Annotated in this window: 13 protein-coding genes; 9 read left to right on the forward strand and 4 right to left on the reverse strand. The window is 44.1% G+C overall.

The features are described 5' to 3' along the window. Together fadJ and fadI are read right to left on the reverse strand one after the other, a co-directional pair. A complete protein-coding gene (fadJ, locus tag C1E24_RS01495; protein ID WP_138478082.1) occupies positions 1-2,238 on the reverse strand; it encodes a fatty acid oxidation complex subunit alpha FadJ in 2,238 nt (745 codons plus the stop codon). Continuing rightward, on the reverse strand, positions 2,238-3,548 hold the full coding sequence (gene fadI / locus C1E24_RS01500) for an acetyl-CoA C-acyltransferase FadI (RefSeq protein ID WP_138478084.1): 1,311 nt from the start codon (positions 3,546-3,548) through the stop codon (positions 2,238-2,240). Before fadI ends, fadJ begins: the two co-directional genes overlap by 1 nt. 304 nt (positions 3,549-3,852) lie before the next feature. Here fadI and C1E24_RS01505 point away from each other — a divergent pair, with 304 nt between their 5' ends. Genes C1E24_RS01505 through C1E24_RS01540 form a run of 8 tightly spaced genes read left to right on the forward strand, consistent with a single transcriptional unit; the run spans position 3,853 to position 11,951 of the window. Then, positions 3,853-4,809 (forward strand): AAA family ATPase, encoded by a 957-nt coding sequence (locus tag C1E24_RS01505; protein ID WP_130255485.1) that lies wholly within the window; start codon positions 3,853-3,855, stop codon positions 4,807-4,809. A gap of 2 nt (positions 4,810-4,811) precedes the next feature. Then, entirely contained in the window at positions 4,812-5,759 is a 948-nt protein-coding gene (locus C1E24_RS01510) for a DUF58 domain-containing protein (protein ID WP_138478172.1), read from the forward strand. A gap of 3 nt (positions 5,760-5,762) precedes the next feature. Then, positions 5,763-6,197, forward strand: coding sequence for a DUF4381 domain-containing protein (locus C1E24_RS01515; RefSeq protein WP_138478086.1), 435 nt, complete (start codon positions 5,763-5,765; stop codon positions 6,195-6,197). Further along, complete coding sequence (locus C1E24_RS01520; protein WP_138478088.1) at positions 6,190-7,188, forward strand: vWA domain-containing protein; 999 nt, start codon at positions 6,190-6,192, stop codon at positions 7,186-7,188. Before C1E24_RS01515 ends, C1E24_RS01520 begins: the two co-directional genes overlap by 8 nt. 2 nt (positions 7,189-7,190) lie before the next feature. Continuing rightward, entirely contained in the window at positions 7,191-9,044 is a 1,854-nt protein-coding gene (locus C1E24_RS01525; RefSeq protein ID WP_138478174.1) for a vWA domain-containing protein, read from the forward strand. After that, a complete protein-coding gene (locus tag C1E24_RS01530; RefSeq protein ID WP_138478090.1) occupies positions 9,038-10,669 on the forward strand; it encodes a BatD family protein in 1,632 nt (543 codons plus the stop codon). The genes C1E24_RS01525 and C1E24_RS01530 overlap by 7 nt, the downstream gene beginning before the upstream one ends. 53 nt (positions 10,670-10,722) lie before the next feature. Further along, a complete protein-coding gene (locus C1E24_RS01535) occupies positions 10,723-11,238 on the forward strand; it encodes a sigma-70 family RNA polymerase sigma factor (RefSeq protein WP_058030590.1) in 516 nt (171 codons plus the stop codon). Then, the gene (locus tag C1E24_RS01540; protein ID WP_138478092.1) at positions 11,238-11,951 is read left to right on the forward strand and encodes a DUF3379 family protein; all 714 of its coding nucleotides are present in this window, start codon (positions 11,238-11,240) and stop codon (positions 11,949-11,951) included. The genes C1E24_RS01535 and C1E24_RS01540 overlap by 1 nt, the downstream gene beginning before the upstream one ends. Positions 11,952-12,005: 54 nt before the next feature. Here the strand turns inward: C1E24_RS01540 and C1E24_RS01545 are convergent, their stop codons facing one another. Continuing rightward, positions 12,006-13,538, reverse strand: a complete 1,533-nt coding sequence (locus C1E24_RS01545) for a M17 family metallopeptidase (RefSeq protein ID WP_138478094.1) — start codon at positions 13,536-13,538, stop codon at positions 12,006-12,008. A gap of 73 nt (positions 13,539-13,611) precedes the next feature. Further along, positions 13,612-15,303, reverse strand: coding sequence for a carbon starvation CstA family protein (locus tag C1E24_RS01550; protein ID WP_138478096.1), 1,692 nt, complete (start codon positions 15,301-15,303; stop codon positions 13,612-13,614). Between the two features lie 520 nt (positions 15,304-15,823). Between C1E24_RS01550 and C1E24_RS01555 the strand changes: the two genes are divergently transcribed. Then, positions 15,824-17,197 (forward strand): dihydroorotase, encoded by a 1,374-nt coding sequence (locus C1E24_RS01555; RefSeq protein WP_138478098.1) that lies wholly within the window; start codon positions 15,824-15,826, stop codon positions 17,195-17,197. Positions 17,198-17,279 lie beyond the last annotated feature (82 nt).

Here is a 17,279-nt window from a genome sequence, read left to right on the forward strand (position 1 = left end):
TTAAGCTGGCTTTTCTGTCGCCTTTAAGTTGTCATCTGTGCTAGATTCATCAACTTTTACAGCCTCCGGCTCAGCTTCAACTTTTTCTTCTTCAGTCTTAACAGCTTCAGTTGGCGTTTCGATAACGTCTTCTGCTTCAGCAACCACTTCAAGTTCAGGCTTAGCAGTCTCTGCTGGCACTAAGCACTCAGCGGGCGTGAATACTGGGTTGTCGTTCGCGAACGTTGCTAACTGTGAACACAGGTTTTCAATACCCATCTTGTTCATGTAAGTGAAAGGGCCACCTAAGAATGGAGGGAAACCAATACCAAAGATTGCGCCGATATCACCATCGCGCTCGTTAGCAATAATGCCTTCATCTAAACAGCGTGCTGCTTCATTTAGCATTAAAGACACACAGCGATCTGCGATTTCTTTCTTATTCAAACGTGGGCTTGGCGTTACACCAAGGAGCTCGTATACAGACTCATCAACTTTCTTGCCTTTTTTGTCGTACTTGTAGAAACCACGACCTGTCTTACGACCTAAACGTTTGCTCTCGATTAAACGATTAAACGCATCGGGTGCTTTGAAGCGATCGCCCAGCTCTTTTTCAAGAATTGGTGCAATCTTAGAACCGATGTCGATACCTACTTCATCAAGCAGTGCCAATGGACCAACAGGGAAGCCAAATTCAACCAGTGCGGCATCAATCTTCTCGATTGGCTCACCTGCAAGCAATAGATTCGCTGCTTCATTCACGTAAGGCGCTAAAATACGGTTTACGTAGAAACCTGCTTTGTCTTTTACCACGATAGGGGTTTTGCCTTGCTTACGGGCAAATTGAACCGTACGCGCAATAGTTTGCTCAGATGTGCCGTCATGAGGAATGATCTCAACCAATGGCATTTTTTCTACTGGTGAGAAGTAATGTAAGCCAATGATGTTCTCTGGGCGTTCTGCTTTTTCAGCAATTTGCGCAATCGGCAGTGACGACGTGTTACTAGCAAAAATAGTTTCTGCTGAACAGTTTTGTTCAATTTCAGCCACCATACTTTGCTTAAGGTTTAAGTCTTCAAACACCGCTTCAATCACCATATCAACGTGCTTAAAACCTGAGTAATCAGTCGAGCCCGTAATGCGGTTCATGGTTTGCTGTACGTCGGCATGAGACATAATGCGACGCTTCTGACGCTTAGATAAAATCTTGTAGCTGTAGTTAAGTGCATTGCTCACACCTTGCTGCGCTACATCTTTTACGCGCACTAAGGCTTTCGCTTTAACCGCACTTACATGAGCAATACCTGCGCCCATTAAACCGCCACCAAGTACCGCTGTACGCTTCACCTTTGCGACATCGTCTTGGTAGTCTTTTTTCATTTCAGTGGTCGCGAAGAAAATACCACGTAGTGACTTTGACACCTCGGTCATTACTAAGTCAGCAAACCCTTCTGCTTCTGTTTTGTATGCTTTCATTGGATCAAGCTCAACAGAGGCACGCACAGCTTTGATGATGTTAATCGGTGCAGGGTAATGTCCGCCCGTTTTCTTTAACACACCTTCTTCTGCTTTTTTGAAGATGATGTTACGACCAAATGGGTTTGACTCAAGCGCCCAGCTTAATTTATCTAACTTAGGCTGAGATGGTTTTGCTTTGCCTTTTGTAGCAAACTTGGTCGCCACATCAAGCAGAATGCTCTGTGGTACGCAGTCATTCACAAGGCCTGCTTTTTTAGCTTGCTTAGCACGTACTTGCTTACCTGTAAGCATCCATTCTAGCGACTTTTGAATACCCACTAGTTTTGGTAAACGTTGTGTGCCACCACCACCTGGTAATAAACCAAGCTGTACTTCTGGTAAACCTAGTTTTGTGATATCGCTATCTGTACATACACGGTAATCACAGGCAAGGGCAAACTCTAGACCACCGCCTAATGCTGCACCATGGATTGCAGCAACCGTCGGGTATGCTTGATTTGCCATAGTGAAGAAAGCTTGCTGACACATTTCAGATAGCTCTAACGCATCATTACGCGTTTTTGCACTATCTAGCATTTTGATATCAGCACCTGCGATAAAGTTATCTTTTTTACCACTGATGAACACCATACCTGTAATGTTATCATCACGGCCTTGCTTTAAGATTGCCGATAGGTCATCAGCAAAACTTGCACGCAAGGTATTCATTTTCTCATCGGCAACATCAATGGTTACAACTGCAACCTTGCTATCCGTTAGCTCATAACTAAATACTGACATTATGCACTCTCCAATACGAAGGCCGCACCAAGACCACCTGCAGCACATGCAGTTGTCAGTGCTAACCCGCCACCACGGCGTTTTAATTCATTTAAGCTCTGTGTGATAAGACGTGCGCCAGTCGCTGCAAATGGGTGACCATAAGCCAGTGAACCACCGTTAACGTTAAACTTATCCATATCAATTTCACCGATCGCTTTCGAGCGACCCAGTTTTTCTTGCGCAAACTTATCACTGCCAAACATCTTCATGTTCGCAAGTGCTTGCGCAGCAAATGCTTCGTGCATTTCAATTAAATCTAAATCTTGCAAGGTGATCCCCGCTCTGTCTAACGCGATAGGCGTTGAGTGCGCTGGACCCATTAGCATATCTTCGTGTACGCCGATTGCTGAGAAACCAAAACTACGAACATAACCCAGAATTTCATAACCAAGCGCCTTGGCTTTGCTTTCACTCATCATCAATACTGCTGCCGCGCCATCTGTTAATGGTGTTGCGTTTGCGGCAGTTACAGAGCCATGTTGTCTATCGAACACAGGACGAGGCTTTGAATAACCTTCAATGGTTGAGTTATGACGAATGTTGTTATCTTGTTCGATGAAAGACTTATAAGGTGGTACATGTGCCGCCATCACTTCATCTGCAAGTAGGCCATCATTCCAAGCTTTACTCGCTAATGAGTGTGAACGGTGTGCTAATGCGTCTTGATCCGCACGGCTAATACCATGGGTTTTAGCCATCTGTTCAGCCGTTTGCCCCATAGATAAACCAGTTGAATACTCAGCCACAGCTGGCGGTACAGGTAATAAATCTTTAAGACGAAGTTTGCTGAAGATTTTAAGGCGCTGGCCTAATGTACGCGCTTTGTTTAAATCAACTAAGCTGCCAGCTAGCTTTTTACTTACACCAATTGGCAATACAGAAGAAGAATCTGCACCACCTGCAATACCAACATGGGCGTTACCCGCCACAATAGACTCTGCGACGTTAGCAATGGCTTGAAAGCTGGTAGCACACGCTCTAGATACTGAGTAGGCATCTACCGATACTGGCATACCTGTACCTAATACGATTTCACGCGCGATGTTTGGCGCTTCAGGCATTTGTACTACTTGACCAAAAACCAATTGGTCAATTTCATTTTTATCAAAGTTAAGACGCTCAAGCATCTCATTAACGACAAGTTTGCCTAGGTCTAGCGCTGGAACATGGTGGAATGCTGTTGCCTGCTTGGCAAATGGGGTACGAAGACCGCTGACAATCGCGATTCTATCGCCTTTTCTTGTTTTTAGTATGTTTTGTTCAGACATTGAATTTGCTCTCCCGCTGACAGGTCTGACCTGTTGAATTTACATCGATTCTAAACAACCAACAAAAATATGCCAATAAAAATTTTAATTCGGCTATTAATTCAGCACCAAACTCAACCCTAGATGTTTTTTTAACCAGACGCAAAATATCTTTACAAAACAAGGGAACTATTTGATTTAGCGCAGTCTAAACAATATCGTACTCTTTCCTTCAAATTTTGTGTTTATTAATAACAAACACTTGAGAAGTAACGATAGAATCCTTATAAATTAAGCAAAAAATTTTGTCAGCAAAGGACAAACCATGGCAGTAAATGAATTCTCAGCTCTGAAAAAATATTTAGATACGCAGATTATTGGTCAACCAGAACTGACCCAAGCGCTACTTATTGCGATGCTTGCAGACGGCCACCTATTGGTTGAAGGCCCGCCGGGACTTGCAAAAACACGTGCTGTTAACGCCCTCGCTAAAGGCATAGAAGGCACATTCCAACGTGTGCAATTTACCCCAGACTTATTACCAGCGGATGTCACAGGTACTGACATTTATCGTCAGCAAACCAATGAATTCGTTTTCGAAAGTGGCCCGCTATTTCACAACCTTATCTTAGCCGACGAAATTAATCGTGCACCAGCCAAAGTGCAATCAGCGCTGTTAGAAGCTATGGCTGAACGACAAGTGACGGTTGGTAAGAACACCTATCCGCTGTCAGATCTGTTCATGGTTATGGCCACGCAAAACCCGCTGGAGCAAGAAGGTACATACCCGCTGCCGGAAGCACAATTAGACCGTTTCTTATTGCATTTAAACATCGACTACCCGGGCGCTGAAAACGAACTTGCCATCCTACGTTTAACCCGAGGCGAAGCGTTAGAAGAGCATCAAGCTGATTTCACCGCCATAAGTCAAAACACCTTATTTGAAGCACGTAAGAAAGTGTTATCGATGCATCTTGCTGAGCCGCTAGAGCAGTATCTTGTTCAACTGATCATAGCAACTCGTGAAGCTGCAAAACTTGATGAGCAACTGGGTCGTTGGATTGAGTTTGGTGCCAGCCCGCGAGCCACTATCGCCCTTGATAAATGTGCCCGCGCACACGCATGGTTACATGAACGTGATTTTGTGACGCCAGATGATATTCAAGCTGTACTGCATAATGTATTGCGTCACCGCATTATTTTAAGTTACGAAGCCCAGGCTGATGGTATCAGTAAAGATCAAGTGATCAGCCGTATTCTTGAACTTGTCCCAGTGCCATAATGATGCAACAAGCCGTATTCGATACCGCACAGTGGTTAACTCAGTGCCACAGTAATGGCGCTGAGCTCGACTTAAAAGAATTGCTTCACTACAAATCTAAAGCACACCTTTTGTCGTTAAAACCGAAAAAGCGCATTCAAAGCAGCCAAGCAGGCCAATACCTTGCGCCACATAAAGGCCGCGGGATGGAGTTTGCTGAAGTTCGCCAATATCAATATGGTGACGATATTCGTGCCATCGACTGGCGAGTAACGGCCCGTACAGGCATTACTCACACTAAGCTCTATCAAGAAGAAAAAGAGCGACCGGTGTTTGTGTTTACCGATTTATCAAACAGTATGTTGTTCGGCTCGCAGCTTTTACTGAAATCTGTGCAAGCGGCACATTTAAGTGCGCTTGTGGCTTGGTCTGCATGTCAACGTGGTGACCGTTTAGGCGGCATTGTCTTTAGTGAATACGCCCATCATGAATTAAAACCCACAGCGCGCGACAAAGGCGTACTGTCGTTAAGCCATCAATTAGTCGATATTCACAAACACGCCTTTGCTAATCGTGAACAAAACGCTGAGAATCGGTTTTCCGATAACTTAAAACGCCTAACGCACTTAGCCAAACCGGGCAGTTTAATTTATCTCATCTCTGACTTTAATCACCTACAAGAGGCCGATTTCAAACAGCTTGAACGTCTGGCGCGCCACTGTGAACTGATTGGTTGTCAGATAAGTGATCCGTTCGAACATCAGCTGCCTGCCTACCAAGATGCCATCAAGGTTGATGCCGAAGGCCAATCTTGGACGTTGCCATTAATGAATAAACAATTTAGAGACAAGTTTGCCGAGCAAACTGCGCAAGTGTTTAACCAGCGCTTTCAACGATTACAACGCACAGGCATGAGCATGTTGAACTTTTCAGCAGCCCACCCTATTGAACAGCAAGTAGTGAGACTTTAACCGATGCAAGCTTCACCACTCGACGCACTTCATGATGTTTTACCGCCAGAGCAAGTAGCTTGGTGGCCATTGTCGCTGCCGACTTGGGCGGTGATAATCACCTCTCTCATTTTACTTATCGCTCTTGGCATGTGGCTTTATAAGCGCCAACAATTTTTAAAAGCCAAAAAAGCCGCCATTGAGCTGGCTAAGCAACAAAGTGATGATGCGCAGCAACTGCATATAATCTTAAAACGCCTCGTAAAACATTATTACGGTGCGCCATTGACTTCATTGCCTACCAAAAAGTGGCAAAGCATTTTAAATAAACTCAGTGGTGAAGATATTTCTGAGCAGGCGTTACACAGCTTATATGGCCCAAAGAACAACCCTGAATTAGCTAAGCAACTCTTTAACGCCATCAAAAATCTAAAACTCAAGGAGGCCATTTATGTTTGAATTTAGCTGGCCTTGGGCGTTTTTACTGTTACCCCTGCCTTGGATTTTAAGGCGATTTACCGTAAGTACAGAGCAAGCCAAACAAAGGCTGCGTATGCCTATGTTTGCTCAGTTTTCTAAACTGGCGCCTAGTCTCAAAGAGTCAAAACAAAAAACCAACTGGTTCGAAGCCCTAGTTTGGGTATGTTTGGTGACTTCTGCGGCTAACCCACAATACTTAGACGACCCTGTTACTTTACCTAATGAAGGTCGCGATATTATGCTCGCCGTGGATTTGTCAGGTTCTATGACTGAGCAAGATATGGAGTATCAAGGACGTTATGTAGATAGGTTATCCGTGGTAAAAGCGGTTTTAGGTGACTTTATAGAGCAGCGTCAGGGCGATCGCCTTGGTTTGATTTTATTCGCCGATACCGCCTTTTTACAAACTCCTCTTACTCGTGACTTAGATACGGTGAGTCAAATGCTCAGCGAATCACAAATAGGCCTTGTGGGTCGTGCCACTGCAATCGGTGATGCTTTGGGTCTAGCCGTAAAACGCTTTAATCAAAAGCAAGACAGTAACCGTATTCTCATATTGCTGACCGATGGTCAGAATACCGCGGGCAACCTTGAACCTGATGAAGCGCTTATTTTAGCGCGTGAAGAAGGCATTAAAGTTTACACCGTTGGCGTTGGCTCGGATGGTCGAGGCGGCTTTAGTCTATTTGGCATGGGCGGGATTGGCGGCAGCAGCATTGACGAAACCACATTAAATAAAATTGCCACCGAAACTGGCGGCTTATATTTTAGAGCAAAAGATGTCGCAGGGCTTCAGCAAATCTATCAAGAGCTAGATAAACTAGAGCCAATCAGTGACGAAAACGAAACTTTCAGACCGCAAATCGCCTTGTTCTTTTGGCCTCTAGCAGCGGCGCTGGCATTACTCATGCTTAATCAACTGTACGTTAATCTTGCCCGACTATTTTCACGTTCTGGTAAGGAGGCTTAATGATGGAATTTGAATTTTTAAGACCCCTACTGTTACTTTTGATTATCCCTTGGGCCATTTTAACCACGGTACAAGTGCTAAATAAAAGCCGTAGCAATAAATCAGGATTAATTGCGCCTCATTTAGCCCATGCGATACTAACCGAAGGTAAAGCAAGCAAACAAACAAACCCGTGGCTGCTGGCGCTATTTACTTTGCTATGCATTATTTTTATTGCAGGCCCTAGCTTTGAAAAACAAGAAGTGCCTGTTTTTAAGTCAAAACAAGCGCGTGTGGTTGTGATGGACATGTCTTATTCGATGTTCTCCACCGACATTAAACCCGACCGACTCACCCAAGCGCGTTTTAAAGCACTCGACATGGTCGAGCTGTTTAAAGAAGGCGAAACCGCATTGGTTGCCTACGCAGGTGATGCCTTTACCGTGTCTCCACTGACTTCTGACGCCAGTACATTAAGCAATTTAATTCCGAGCCTTAGCCCTGAGATTATGCCTAGCAAAGGTTCAAATGTGTATGCAGGTATCGACCAAGCTATGCAACTGTTGTCTCAGGCCGGTTACTTACAAGGCGAGATTATTTTAATTACTGACGGGCTTGATCAGAATGATGTCGACGAAGTCCGAGAAGCCATGCAAAGCAGTAAGTTTACATTAAGCATTTATGCCATTGGCACCGCACAAGGTGCGCCGATAGCCTTGCCTGAAGGCGGATTTATGAAAGGTCGCAGCGGTGAAATAGTCATTCCGAGGTTGAATGTGGCGCCCCTTAGAAACCTTGCTGCTATCAGTGGTGGTCAATTTTCAGCTTACACACCCGGTGCTGAAGATATTCAATTATTTGCGCCAACGGCAAGCTCCAGCGAGGCAGATCAAAACGATGAAGAAAACAAAATACTTTGGCGCATTGATGCGGGTAAATATGGCTTAATTTTATTGATCCCATTGGCATTATTACTTCTGCGTAAATCAGCCTTGGTATTATGTGCAATGTTCTTTATGCTGCCTCTGTCTCAACCTGTTTATGCAGCAGATTGGCAGTCATGGTTTAAAAATACCGACCAAAATGCCTTATCAGCATATCAATCTAAAGAGTTTGAAAAAGCGGCTGTCGCTGATAACCATGATTTAAAAGGCGCTGCACTTTATAAACAAGGCCAGTATGAGCAAGCCGCCGCCGCATTAAAGAACAGCCCTTCGGCCATTGGTCAGTACAATTATGGTAATGCCCTTGCCCAACTTGGCAAACTGGATGAAGCCATTGCCGCTTATGAGCAAGCGCTAAAGCAGAATCCTGATTTTGACCAAGCCAAAGAAAACAAGGCCCTGTTAGAGCAAATGAAGCAACAACAAGAGCAGCAACAACAGAATCAATCTCAAGATGGAGAGAGTGATCAAGAACAGCAATCAGGCGAGCAATCAGATCAACAAGGTCAATCAAACAAGTCTGAGCAAGGTCAACAAGACCAGCAGCAAGGCGAACAATCTGAACAAGATGCCGAACAACAAAGCTCGGGCCAGCAAAACTCAGAACAGCAAAATAAGCCTGACATGCAAGCAGACGCACAACAGCAGCAAAATCAAGCTGAGCAAAAAGACGGCGAGCAATCTGAGCAACAAGCCCAACCTCAGCCGCAAGAAGCCACAGAAAATAATGAACAACAAGGTCAGCAGCAAATGATGCAATCGGCTCAAGCTAAGCCAATGACCCCTGAAGAAAAAGAAAAAGCGCAGCAGTTAAACCAGTTACTCAGGAAAGTACCTGACGACCCTGCCATTCTATTACGAAACAAAATGCGCTTAGAGGCCCAAAAAAGAGCCCAACAACGTCGCCTTGGAGGATCTAAACAATCATGGTAACCCGTTTTTATATTGCCTGTGTATTTTTACTGTTTAGCACAGCGAGCGTCGCTTTTGACAAGTTAACCGCATCGGTCGACAGAAACCCTGTTTTGGTGGGTGAATATTTTACGCTGACTATTTCAGCCGATGGCCGTGTATCTGGTCAGCAGCCTGATACCAGTGCCTTGGCGAGACAATTTGTGATGGGCCCAATTAATACCGGCTCAAGTACCCGCATCATCAATGGTCAGGCGAGTAGTGAAACCACTTGGCAAATGCAACTCATGTCGCGTAAAGCGGGCGACATTACGATCCCTGCTTTCACTGTTTCTGGTAAAAGTAGCGACCCAATCAAACTAAAAGTGGTTGCACGCAGTAACGATGCCGATGAACAAAAAGACATCTTTATCAAAACCGAATTAAAACCAAGCAAGCTGTTTGTTCAACAAGCTGGTCTTTACACGGTCAAACTTTATTTAGGTAAAGACCTATTAGACGGGCAACTGTCAGCGCCCGCTATGGAAGACGCGCAAGTTACACTTCTTGGTAAGCAAAAAGAAGACTATGAAGTGCTTGATGGCCGTCGTTATATGGTCATTAGCCGAGAGTATCTACTACAACCTCAAAAAAGTGGTGAATATACTATCGAGCCGCCCATTTTTAATGGTCAAGTAAGAGAAAATTATCGCCGTATGTCGGTCTCTGCCATGGGCAAAGCTGAAACAATTGATGTGCAACCCGTACCTGAAGATTACAATGGGGCGTGGTTACCTAGTGAGTTAGTCAATTTAAGTGAAGAGTTTCAGCCTATCTCTGATGAAGTGGTGGTTGGCACACCCATCACGCGTACTATCACCCTGACCGCATTAGGCGTGACCAAAGAGCAATTGCCTGAAATTCGCCTGCCAGAAGTTGATGGCTTTAGAAGTTACCCTGATGAGAGCGAGCGTAACCAACTTGCACGTGATGGTCGAGTGATCTCACAACTTGTGAGCTCTTATGCGCTGGTGCCACAAACCCCAGGCACTTACACCCTACCTGAAGTAAAACTGCCTTGGTTTAATACAGTGATTAACCGTGTGCAATATGCGACCTTGCCAGCTCGTACACTGACCGTTATTGCCGATCCGAATCAAACTGCGCCAGCTATACCAAACATGACGGCACCATTGCAAAATCAACAGGCAATTGAACCAACTATTGTTGAAGTCCCCGTTGAAAAGACATTGCTTGATTGGGGCATTTTGGTATCGGGCTATGTGCTTTGGGTATTCACTTTAATTTTTGTTTGGCTTGGTTTTATCGATCGAAAAAAACCAGCGATTGAAACTGAAACCAATGACACATTTAAGCCAAGAATGAGTTTGAGCTTGCTAACACAAGCGGCTAAAGCGAACGATAAAACGCGATTTTATCAGTTATTGAGTGAGTTTGTTACTACTGAGCTCACTACAACCTCTTTTAGCCAGTGGCTAAAAGAGTTAGATAACGCTGAGCTAAAAGCAGAAATTGTAAACTTACAAGCAGCCCTTTATAGTGAAGGGACGGCTTCTGCAAATCTTGAGAAAATTGCTAAGCTAATATCTCAAATTGAGAAAAACCAAGCAGATCAGAAACGTAGCTCTCTACAACCTCTGTACTGAAAATTTTTATGAAAAGTGTGTAAGAAAAACTTACTTGCTAAGGTCTATTGGGTATGACCAAAAAACAACAACGCTACGAAGAGTTGGTTAAGCAGTATCAGACGGAGCTTTATCGCTTTGCCTACTGGCTTAGCAAAGATCCGACTGTAGCAGAAGACTTAGTACAAGAGACGTTTTTGCGTGCGTGGCGAGCTTTAGATTCTTTACAGGATGAAAAAGCAGTCAAACCTTGGTTATTAACCATAGTGCGTCGCGAAAATGCTAGACGATTTGAACGTAAACAATTCGATTATGCTGATGTCGACAACGACACCATAGTCGATAACCAAAGCACCACATTAGATTCAGAAATGGAACAAACTGTGATCCAAAGACAAATAAGTCAGCTCTCAATTGAATATAGAGAGCCGTTACTTTTACAAGTTGTCATGGGGTGCTCTGGTGATGAAATAGCTGAGATTTTAGAGCTGAACAAAAACACTGTAATGACGCGTCTTTATCGCGCACGCAACCAATTGAAAGAGGCATTAATGTCTCAACCACAGACCATGACGGGGGCCACAAACTGATGGATGAATTAGAATTTCGTCGTCGCGCATTTGCCGATCCCAACGATCCAGAAGTCATTGCGTTTGCACAGCAGAACCCTGAACATCAAAAGCTGCTAGATGAGCTAATGATGTTAGACGACAAAATAAACCTAGCACTTGATATACCCGTGCCACCAGATCTCACCGAAAAGCTGATGACACAAACCAAAGACGCGCCAGCAAGCAATGTGACGCAAGGCTGGTTTGGCCGTTTTAACAAGCCTTTTGCGACCGCGGCATCAATCACATTAGCGGTCAGCTTATACTTCTTGAGTGTGGGTGGCTCGAATGACCTACAAGCTGGCGAACATGCGTTGGCGCATGTTTATTATGAAGTAAAAGCGTTAGAGCGTGAGAAAGATGTAGGTTTACAAGCGGTCAATGAGAAGCTTGCCATGTTAGGTGCTAAATTTGAGTCTTTACCTGGCAAGGTAACCTATGCGACTTTTTGTCACTTTAAAGGTCAGCGCAGTTTACACTTAATATTCCAGTCAGATCACGGCCCTGTTACTGTGTTTGTTGTTCCTCACTCAGGTGACATTCAAGATAAGCAGTTGGGTGATTTTAACGATGCGCGTTTTGCCGGTGTGATCTCAAGTGAAGATAAAGCCAACATGATCTTGGTTGCTGACAGAAATTCACCGGTCAACGACTATCAAGAGGACGTACAACAAGCGCTCCGCTGGTTATAGGCTTCATACAAAAACAAAAAAAGGCGCATGATGCGCCTTTTTACTTTTATCAATTTATAAACAGTATCTAGCAAATAAACTCGCAACTGTTGCAGCCGTTGGCTTACCATGCTGCCAATCACCGCCTTCAACACCAGAACCTGCAATGTCCATGTGCACATAAGGTAATGGTTGCTCTGAGTCTAAGCCGTGTTTATCTAGACCACCCACTAGCGCTAAGAACGCCATTGGGAATTGGTGGCCTCGTGCTGTAACCGCTGATGGTGCATTGTTACTTGAAAGTACATCATCGGCCAACGTGCGCGGCTGAACAAAGTCGTAATCTTCACGACGGCTGCGATTTACTTCTGCAGCATCTGCCCATAAGTCACCTAAGTCAGCAATCTGACGAGATACATTCGCTGCACGTGCAGGACCATTCTCAACAAACGCACTGTAAGGACCCACAGCGCGAGCAGCGTGACCCGTTAATGTTGCAACAGTAAATAGCTCTGGGTTTACTTCATTCTTCGCAAGGTCTTTCACTTCACTCAGTAGATCACCCATTGCTAGACGGCCTTCTGCATCAGTGTTACCGATGCGAACGCGTAACCCTTCACGACATGTGATGATTTCATCTGGTACGAAACAATCAGAGCCAATTGAGTTACGAACAACCGCTAAATAAGCGATTACTTTAACGCCTTTAGGTTGGTAATCAGCAACCGCTTTCATGAAACCTGCCACCGATGCTGCACCGCCTTTGTCACGGCTCATACCTGCCATGAAGCCACCGACTTTAAGGTCTGCACCACCTGTGTCATACACTAAGCCTTTACCTACGAACAGTAAGGTTCTTTCAACGCTTCCTTCAGGCTCATAGGTCATTTTCACAACACGAGGATGATGGCGCTCTACCGCATAAGATGCGCGCGCAACGGTCGCTAACATTGGATAGTCTGTGTTGATTGTGTCAATGCTGTCGATCACTTCAACATCGACCACTGAGTCTTTTAACAGCTCAACACAGTAATCAGCAAATTTAGGTGGTGCCATACGCTCTGGCTCAGTACCACATAAATCTCTTGCCGCATACTGGCCTGCTGCAATGGCATTTAACTGCTTAACTTGCTCTTCGCTAGCGCCCGCTAAAAATACCTGCTTAACTGGCTCAATGCTCTCACCGTGATATTCTCTTGCTTCAAGAGGTTGCCATAATGCTTGGCACATACCTAAAAACGCGACTTCTAAAGCTTGCGTGTAACGTGCATCATCAGCAATAGAGGCAAGCTGTAACACAGGCTGAGTAACACCTGCCGCTTTAGCTTCGGTGATAGCACTTTTAGCTGCTTCGAAGATACGACGTACATCATCATAATCACGTGTTAATGGCCCAGTTGGTGCCACAATAAGACGTTTGCCCGGTAAGTTTTCTGCAAATAGTAATGATGCTTTTTGTTTAATGCGCGCATCAATTGCCAGTGCAGGTGCAACAATTTCATTTAGTTCTGCTTGACCTAAATCTTCAACATTGCCGGTGATCACAATGACAGCGTCTGCGTCAGTTGGAAGATTACCGTTAAAAGCAATCGCGAGAGGGAAAGACATAAAAAAGGCCCTTTTTGTTATTCAATTAGGGCCAATTATCGGTTATTTACTTTACTATTTCTAGCAATTGAGATTAATTCGCAGTTTCGCCTTCATCGCTGCTTTTATTCCGCTTGTGTTTGCCTATTACCGACCAAGCTTCAAGCATCACCAAGACACTGACTACTAAAACAATTAAGTCTAAGACCACCAACAACCAGTTGCCTTTCTCGTAGTATTCTACCAGCTTAATTAAGCCCGCGAAGAAAGCCATCAAGATCACAAATACCATAGGAATAAGCGTATATTTAGCCGGTCGACCTAGTTTGATTAAGTACACAGACAGTACGAGTAAAGTTAGACTTGCTAAGATTTGGTTGGTTGAGCCAAATAGCGGCCATAGCACCATGCCACCCGTACCCGATGCACCACCGGCACCGAATGCAAGCAGTAAACAGCACGCAACAGCAACAAAGGTTGTGACTAAGCCATTCTTAAGCACACCAATGTTATAAATATCGCCCCACTCTTGGATGATATATCGCTGTAAGCGCACGCCAGAGTCCATAGTCGTACCGGCAAATAGCACTACCATTACTGCCAGTAAGGTCGCTGCAATTTCAGCAGAGAAGCCCCACCCTTCACTGATAAGGTTTGATCCACCCGTAATAAAGGCGCTCACACTTCCCGCCCCCAAATGGCTATAAATTTCGTGCCACTCTTCTGGTGACACCGCTAACATAACACCGCTTACGGCAACTAATGTGATCAGTGCTAAACAGCCTTCACCTACCGCACCCAAGTAACCAACAAAACGGCCATCTGTTTCTTTATCAAGCTGTTTAGAACTCGTACCAGACGACACAATGCCATGGAAGCCTGATACCGCTCCACACGCGATGGTGACAAACAACAGCGGAATAATACTCGGCGTATCGATGGCGGTTTGTGTATTGAATGCAGGTGCGGTGATATCTGGCATCACCACAAATACGGCGCCATAAAGTAACACTAAACCCACTAACAACTGCATGCCATTAATAAAGTCACGAGGCTGTAATAACATCCAAACAGGTAACAGTGATGCAACTGCCGCATAGATGAATAAAATCACTATCCAGTTCGCTTTGTCAGTTAAGCCAAACATTTCTGTTGGTAATGACACCGGCATTTCTGCCCCCATGAAAATCGTTGCATAAAGTACTGCAACACCAATCACGCACAGTGGAATAAGCGGGATCTGACGCTTTAATAACTGGCCGATAATGAGTGCGACAACTATAGCCGCCCAAGCAGGCACGACTGCACTCGGGTTTGCCACTAATGAGTTGGCGATAACCACACCAAATACCGCGTTAACCATAAGCAGCAACAAGAACACCACAATCATGAACAACACGCGTGTACGTTTACCTATCACGCTTTCAGATAGTGCGCCCATTGACTTACCTTTATGGCGTGTACTTGCCCAAAGTGCGCCCATGTCATGCACACCCGCAAAGAAAATAGTACCAAATACCACCCAAAGAACAGCAGGCACCCACCCCCAATATACTGCAATCGCAGGCCCAACAATCGGGGCGGCCCCTGCCACAGAGGTAAAGTGATGCCCCCAAAGTACCAGTTTATTGGTTGGCACATAATCAACCCCATCGTTAAGCTCGTGGGCTGGGGTAACAAAGTTATCGTCCATTTTAAAAATCTTCGTGGCGATGAACTTAGAATAGACAAACCAGCCAAATAGCATGCCGGCAATACCAAATAATACAATCAAAATAGACTGCATCAGATACTCCTTTTCTCAGTTATTATGAATACCAATCTTCAATAATACTTAATCATTTTTAGGGATTAAAACTGACGCTAGCTACGTTAAAAATTTCTTATTTAGAACAACTAAATCGCAAAATTTTCGCCTTGCCTACATGGATGTAGGTACCTCAGCGGTAGCAGGACGCGTCAGCGGTGCTATCGACCAGTTTTTCTTGCCTAGAAATAGCTTACTTAATTAAGAAGACTGGTATTTTTACGCTCCTTCACCTTAACACGAAATTTACAATTTCAAATTAAGATTTTAGTCACCCCATAAGTTATAGGGTTATTGTATTTCAAACATTGAATTAATCATTCAAGGGAATAACAACTTTTACGTCAGAGTGAAATTGTTCATTACCGCTTAAAAAATCTTGTTCATTGAAGATAGATACAAATTAAAATGTTACAATATAACAAAACCACCAAACCAAAGTATACAGAGAGCTACTCGCTTTCTTATCAACGATTATTACCAAGAAAAGTGAAAGATTATGGCGATTACTATCATCACAAATGCTGTGATTATTAATGAAGGAAAAACATTCAACGGCAGCGTAGCTATTGAGCAAGACCGTTTTATTTACATTGGTAAAACCATGCCTGAATACACCGATGCACTCATTATTGATGCGAAAGGTAAGTACTTAATACCCGGTGTGATTGACGGTCAAGTTCACTTTAGAGATCCAGGTGTAACACACAAAGCCGATATGGAAAGCGAATCAAAAGCCGCCGTAGCAGGTGGTGTTACTTCCTATATTGATATGCCAAATTCTCGTCCAAACGTATTGAACCATGAAGTTTGGCAAGCTAAAAACGCGTTAGCTGCAACCAAATCTCTGGCGAATTATGACTTTTATATGGGCCTGAATAACGATAATGTTGACGTGCTACTAGACACAGATACCACTGGCTACTCTTGTTTATCTGACGACGGTTTGTACTTTGCAGGCCCTGGAAACTTGCTTGCTGACAGTGAAGAAACCTTAGATAAGATTTTTTCAAAGAGTAAGAACATCATTGCTATCCATGCTGAAATCGAAGGTATTATTCACAAGAACGAACAAAAGTTTAAAGCTGAATATGGCGAAGACGTACCTGTTAAATTTCACCCTATTATTCGCTCTGAAGAAGCGTGTGTTAAAGCAACCGAACGTGCAATTCGCTTAGCCACGAAACACAATGCACGTTTACACGTTTTACACCTGACCACAGCGAAAGAAGCGGCGATGTTCCGCAATGATATTCCACTTGAAGAAAAGCGCATCACAACTGAAGCCAGTGTGCATCACTTATGGTTTAACGACAGCGATTACGAAGAAAAAGGAACCTTAATTAAGTGGAACCCTGCCATCAAAACTGAGCAAGACCGTTTAGGGCTTATTGCTGCGATTAACGATGACCGCATCGATATCATTACCACTGATCATGCACCACATACTTTAGAAGAAAAACAAAATACGTACTTCAAAGCAATGTCGGGCGGCCCATTTGTGCAGCACTCATTGGTTGTCATGATTGAGCTTCATCTACAAGGTTATCTTACTCTTGAGAAGATAGTTGAAAAGATGTGCCATAACCCTGCACTGCTTTATGGTTTTAAAGACCGAGGCTATATTCGTCCAGGTTATAAAGCCGATTTTACACTTGTAGATATGGACTCGCCTTGGACTGTGTCTAAAGACAATATCTTATATAAATGTGGTTGGAGTCCAGTTGAAGGCCAAACTTTTAAAGCGCAAGTGAAACAAACTTATGTGAACGGCCATAAGGTATTTGATAACGGCGAATTCGATACCAGTAAAAAAGGGGAACAACTAGAACTCCTGCCATGGGAAGAGCGCATTTACGTAAAAAGTGCTTAAGGTATTCGTTTCTTAAAAACCTAACTATTGCCGCCAAAGCTGATATTATCCTTGGCGGCAATTTTTTTGCTTCACTCCACTC

The organism is Pseudoalteromonas phenolica (assembly GCF_005876835.1).
In the GTDB taxonomy this organism is placed as follows: Bacteria; Pseudomonadota; Gammaproteobacteria; order Enterobacterales; family Alteromonadaceae; genus Pseudoalteromonas; species Pseudoalteromonas phenolica_B.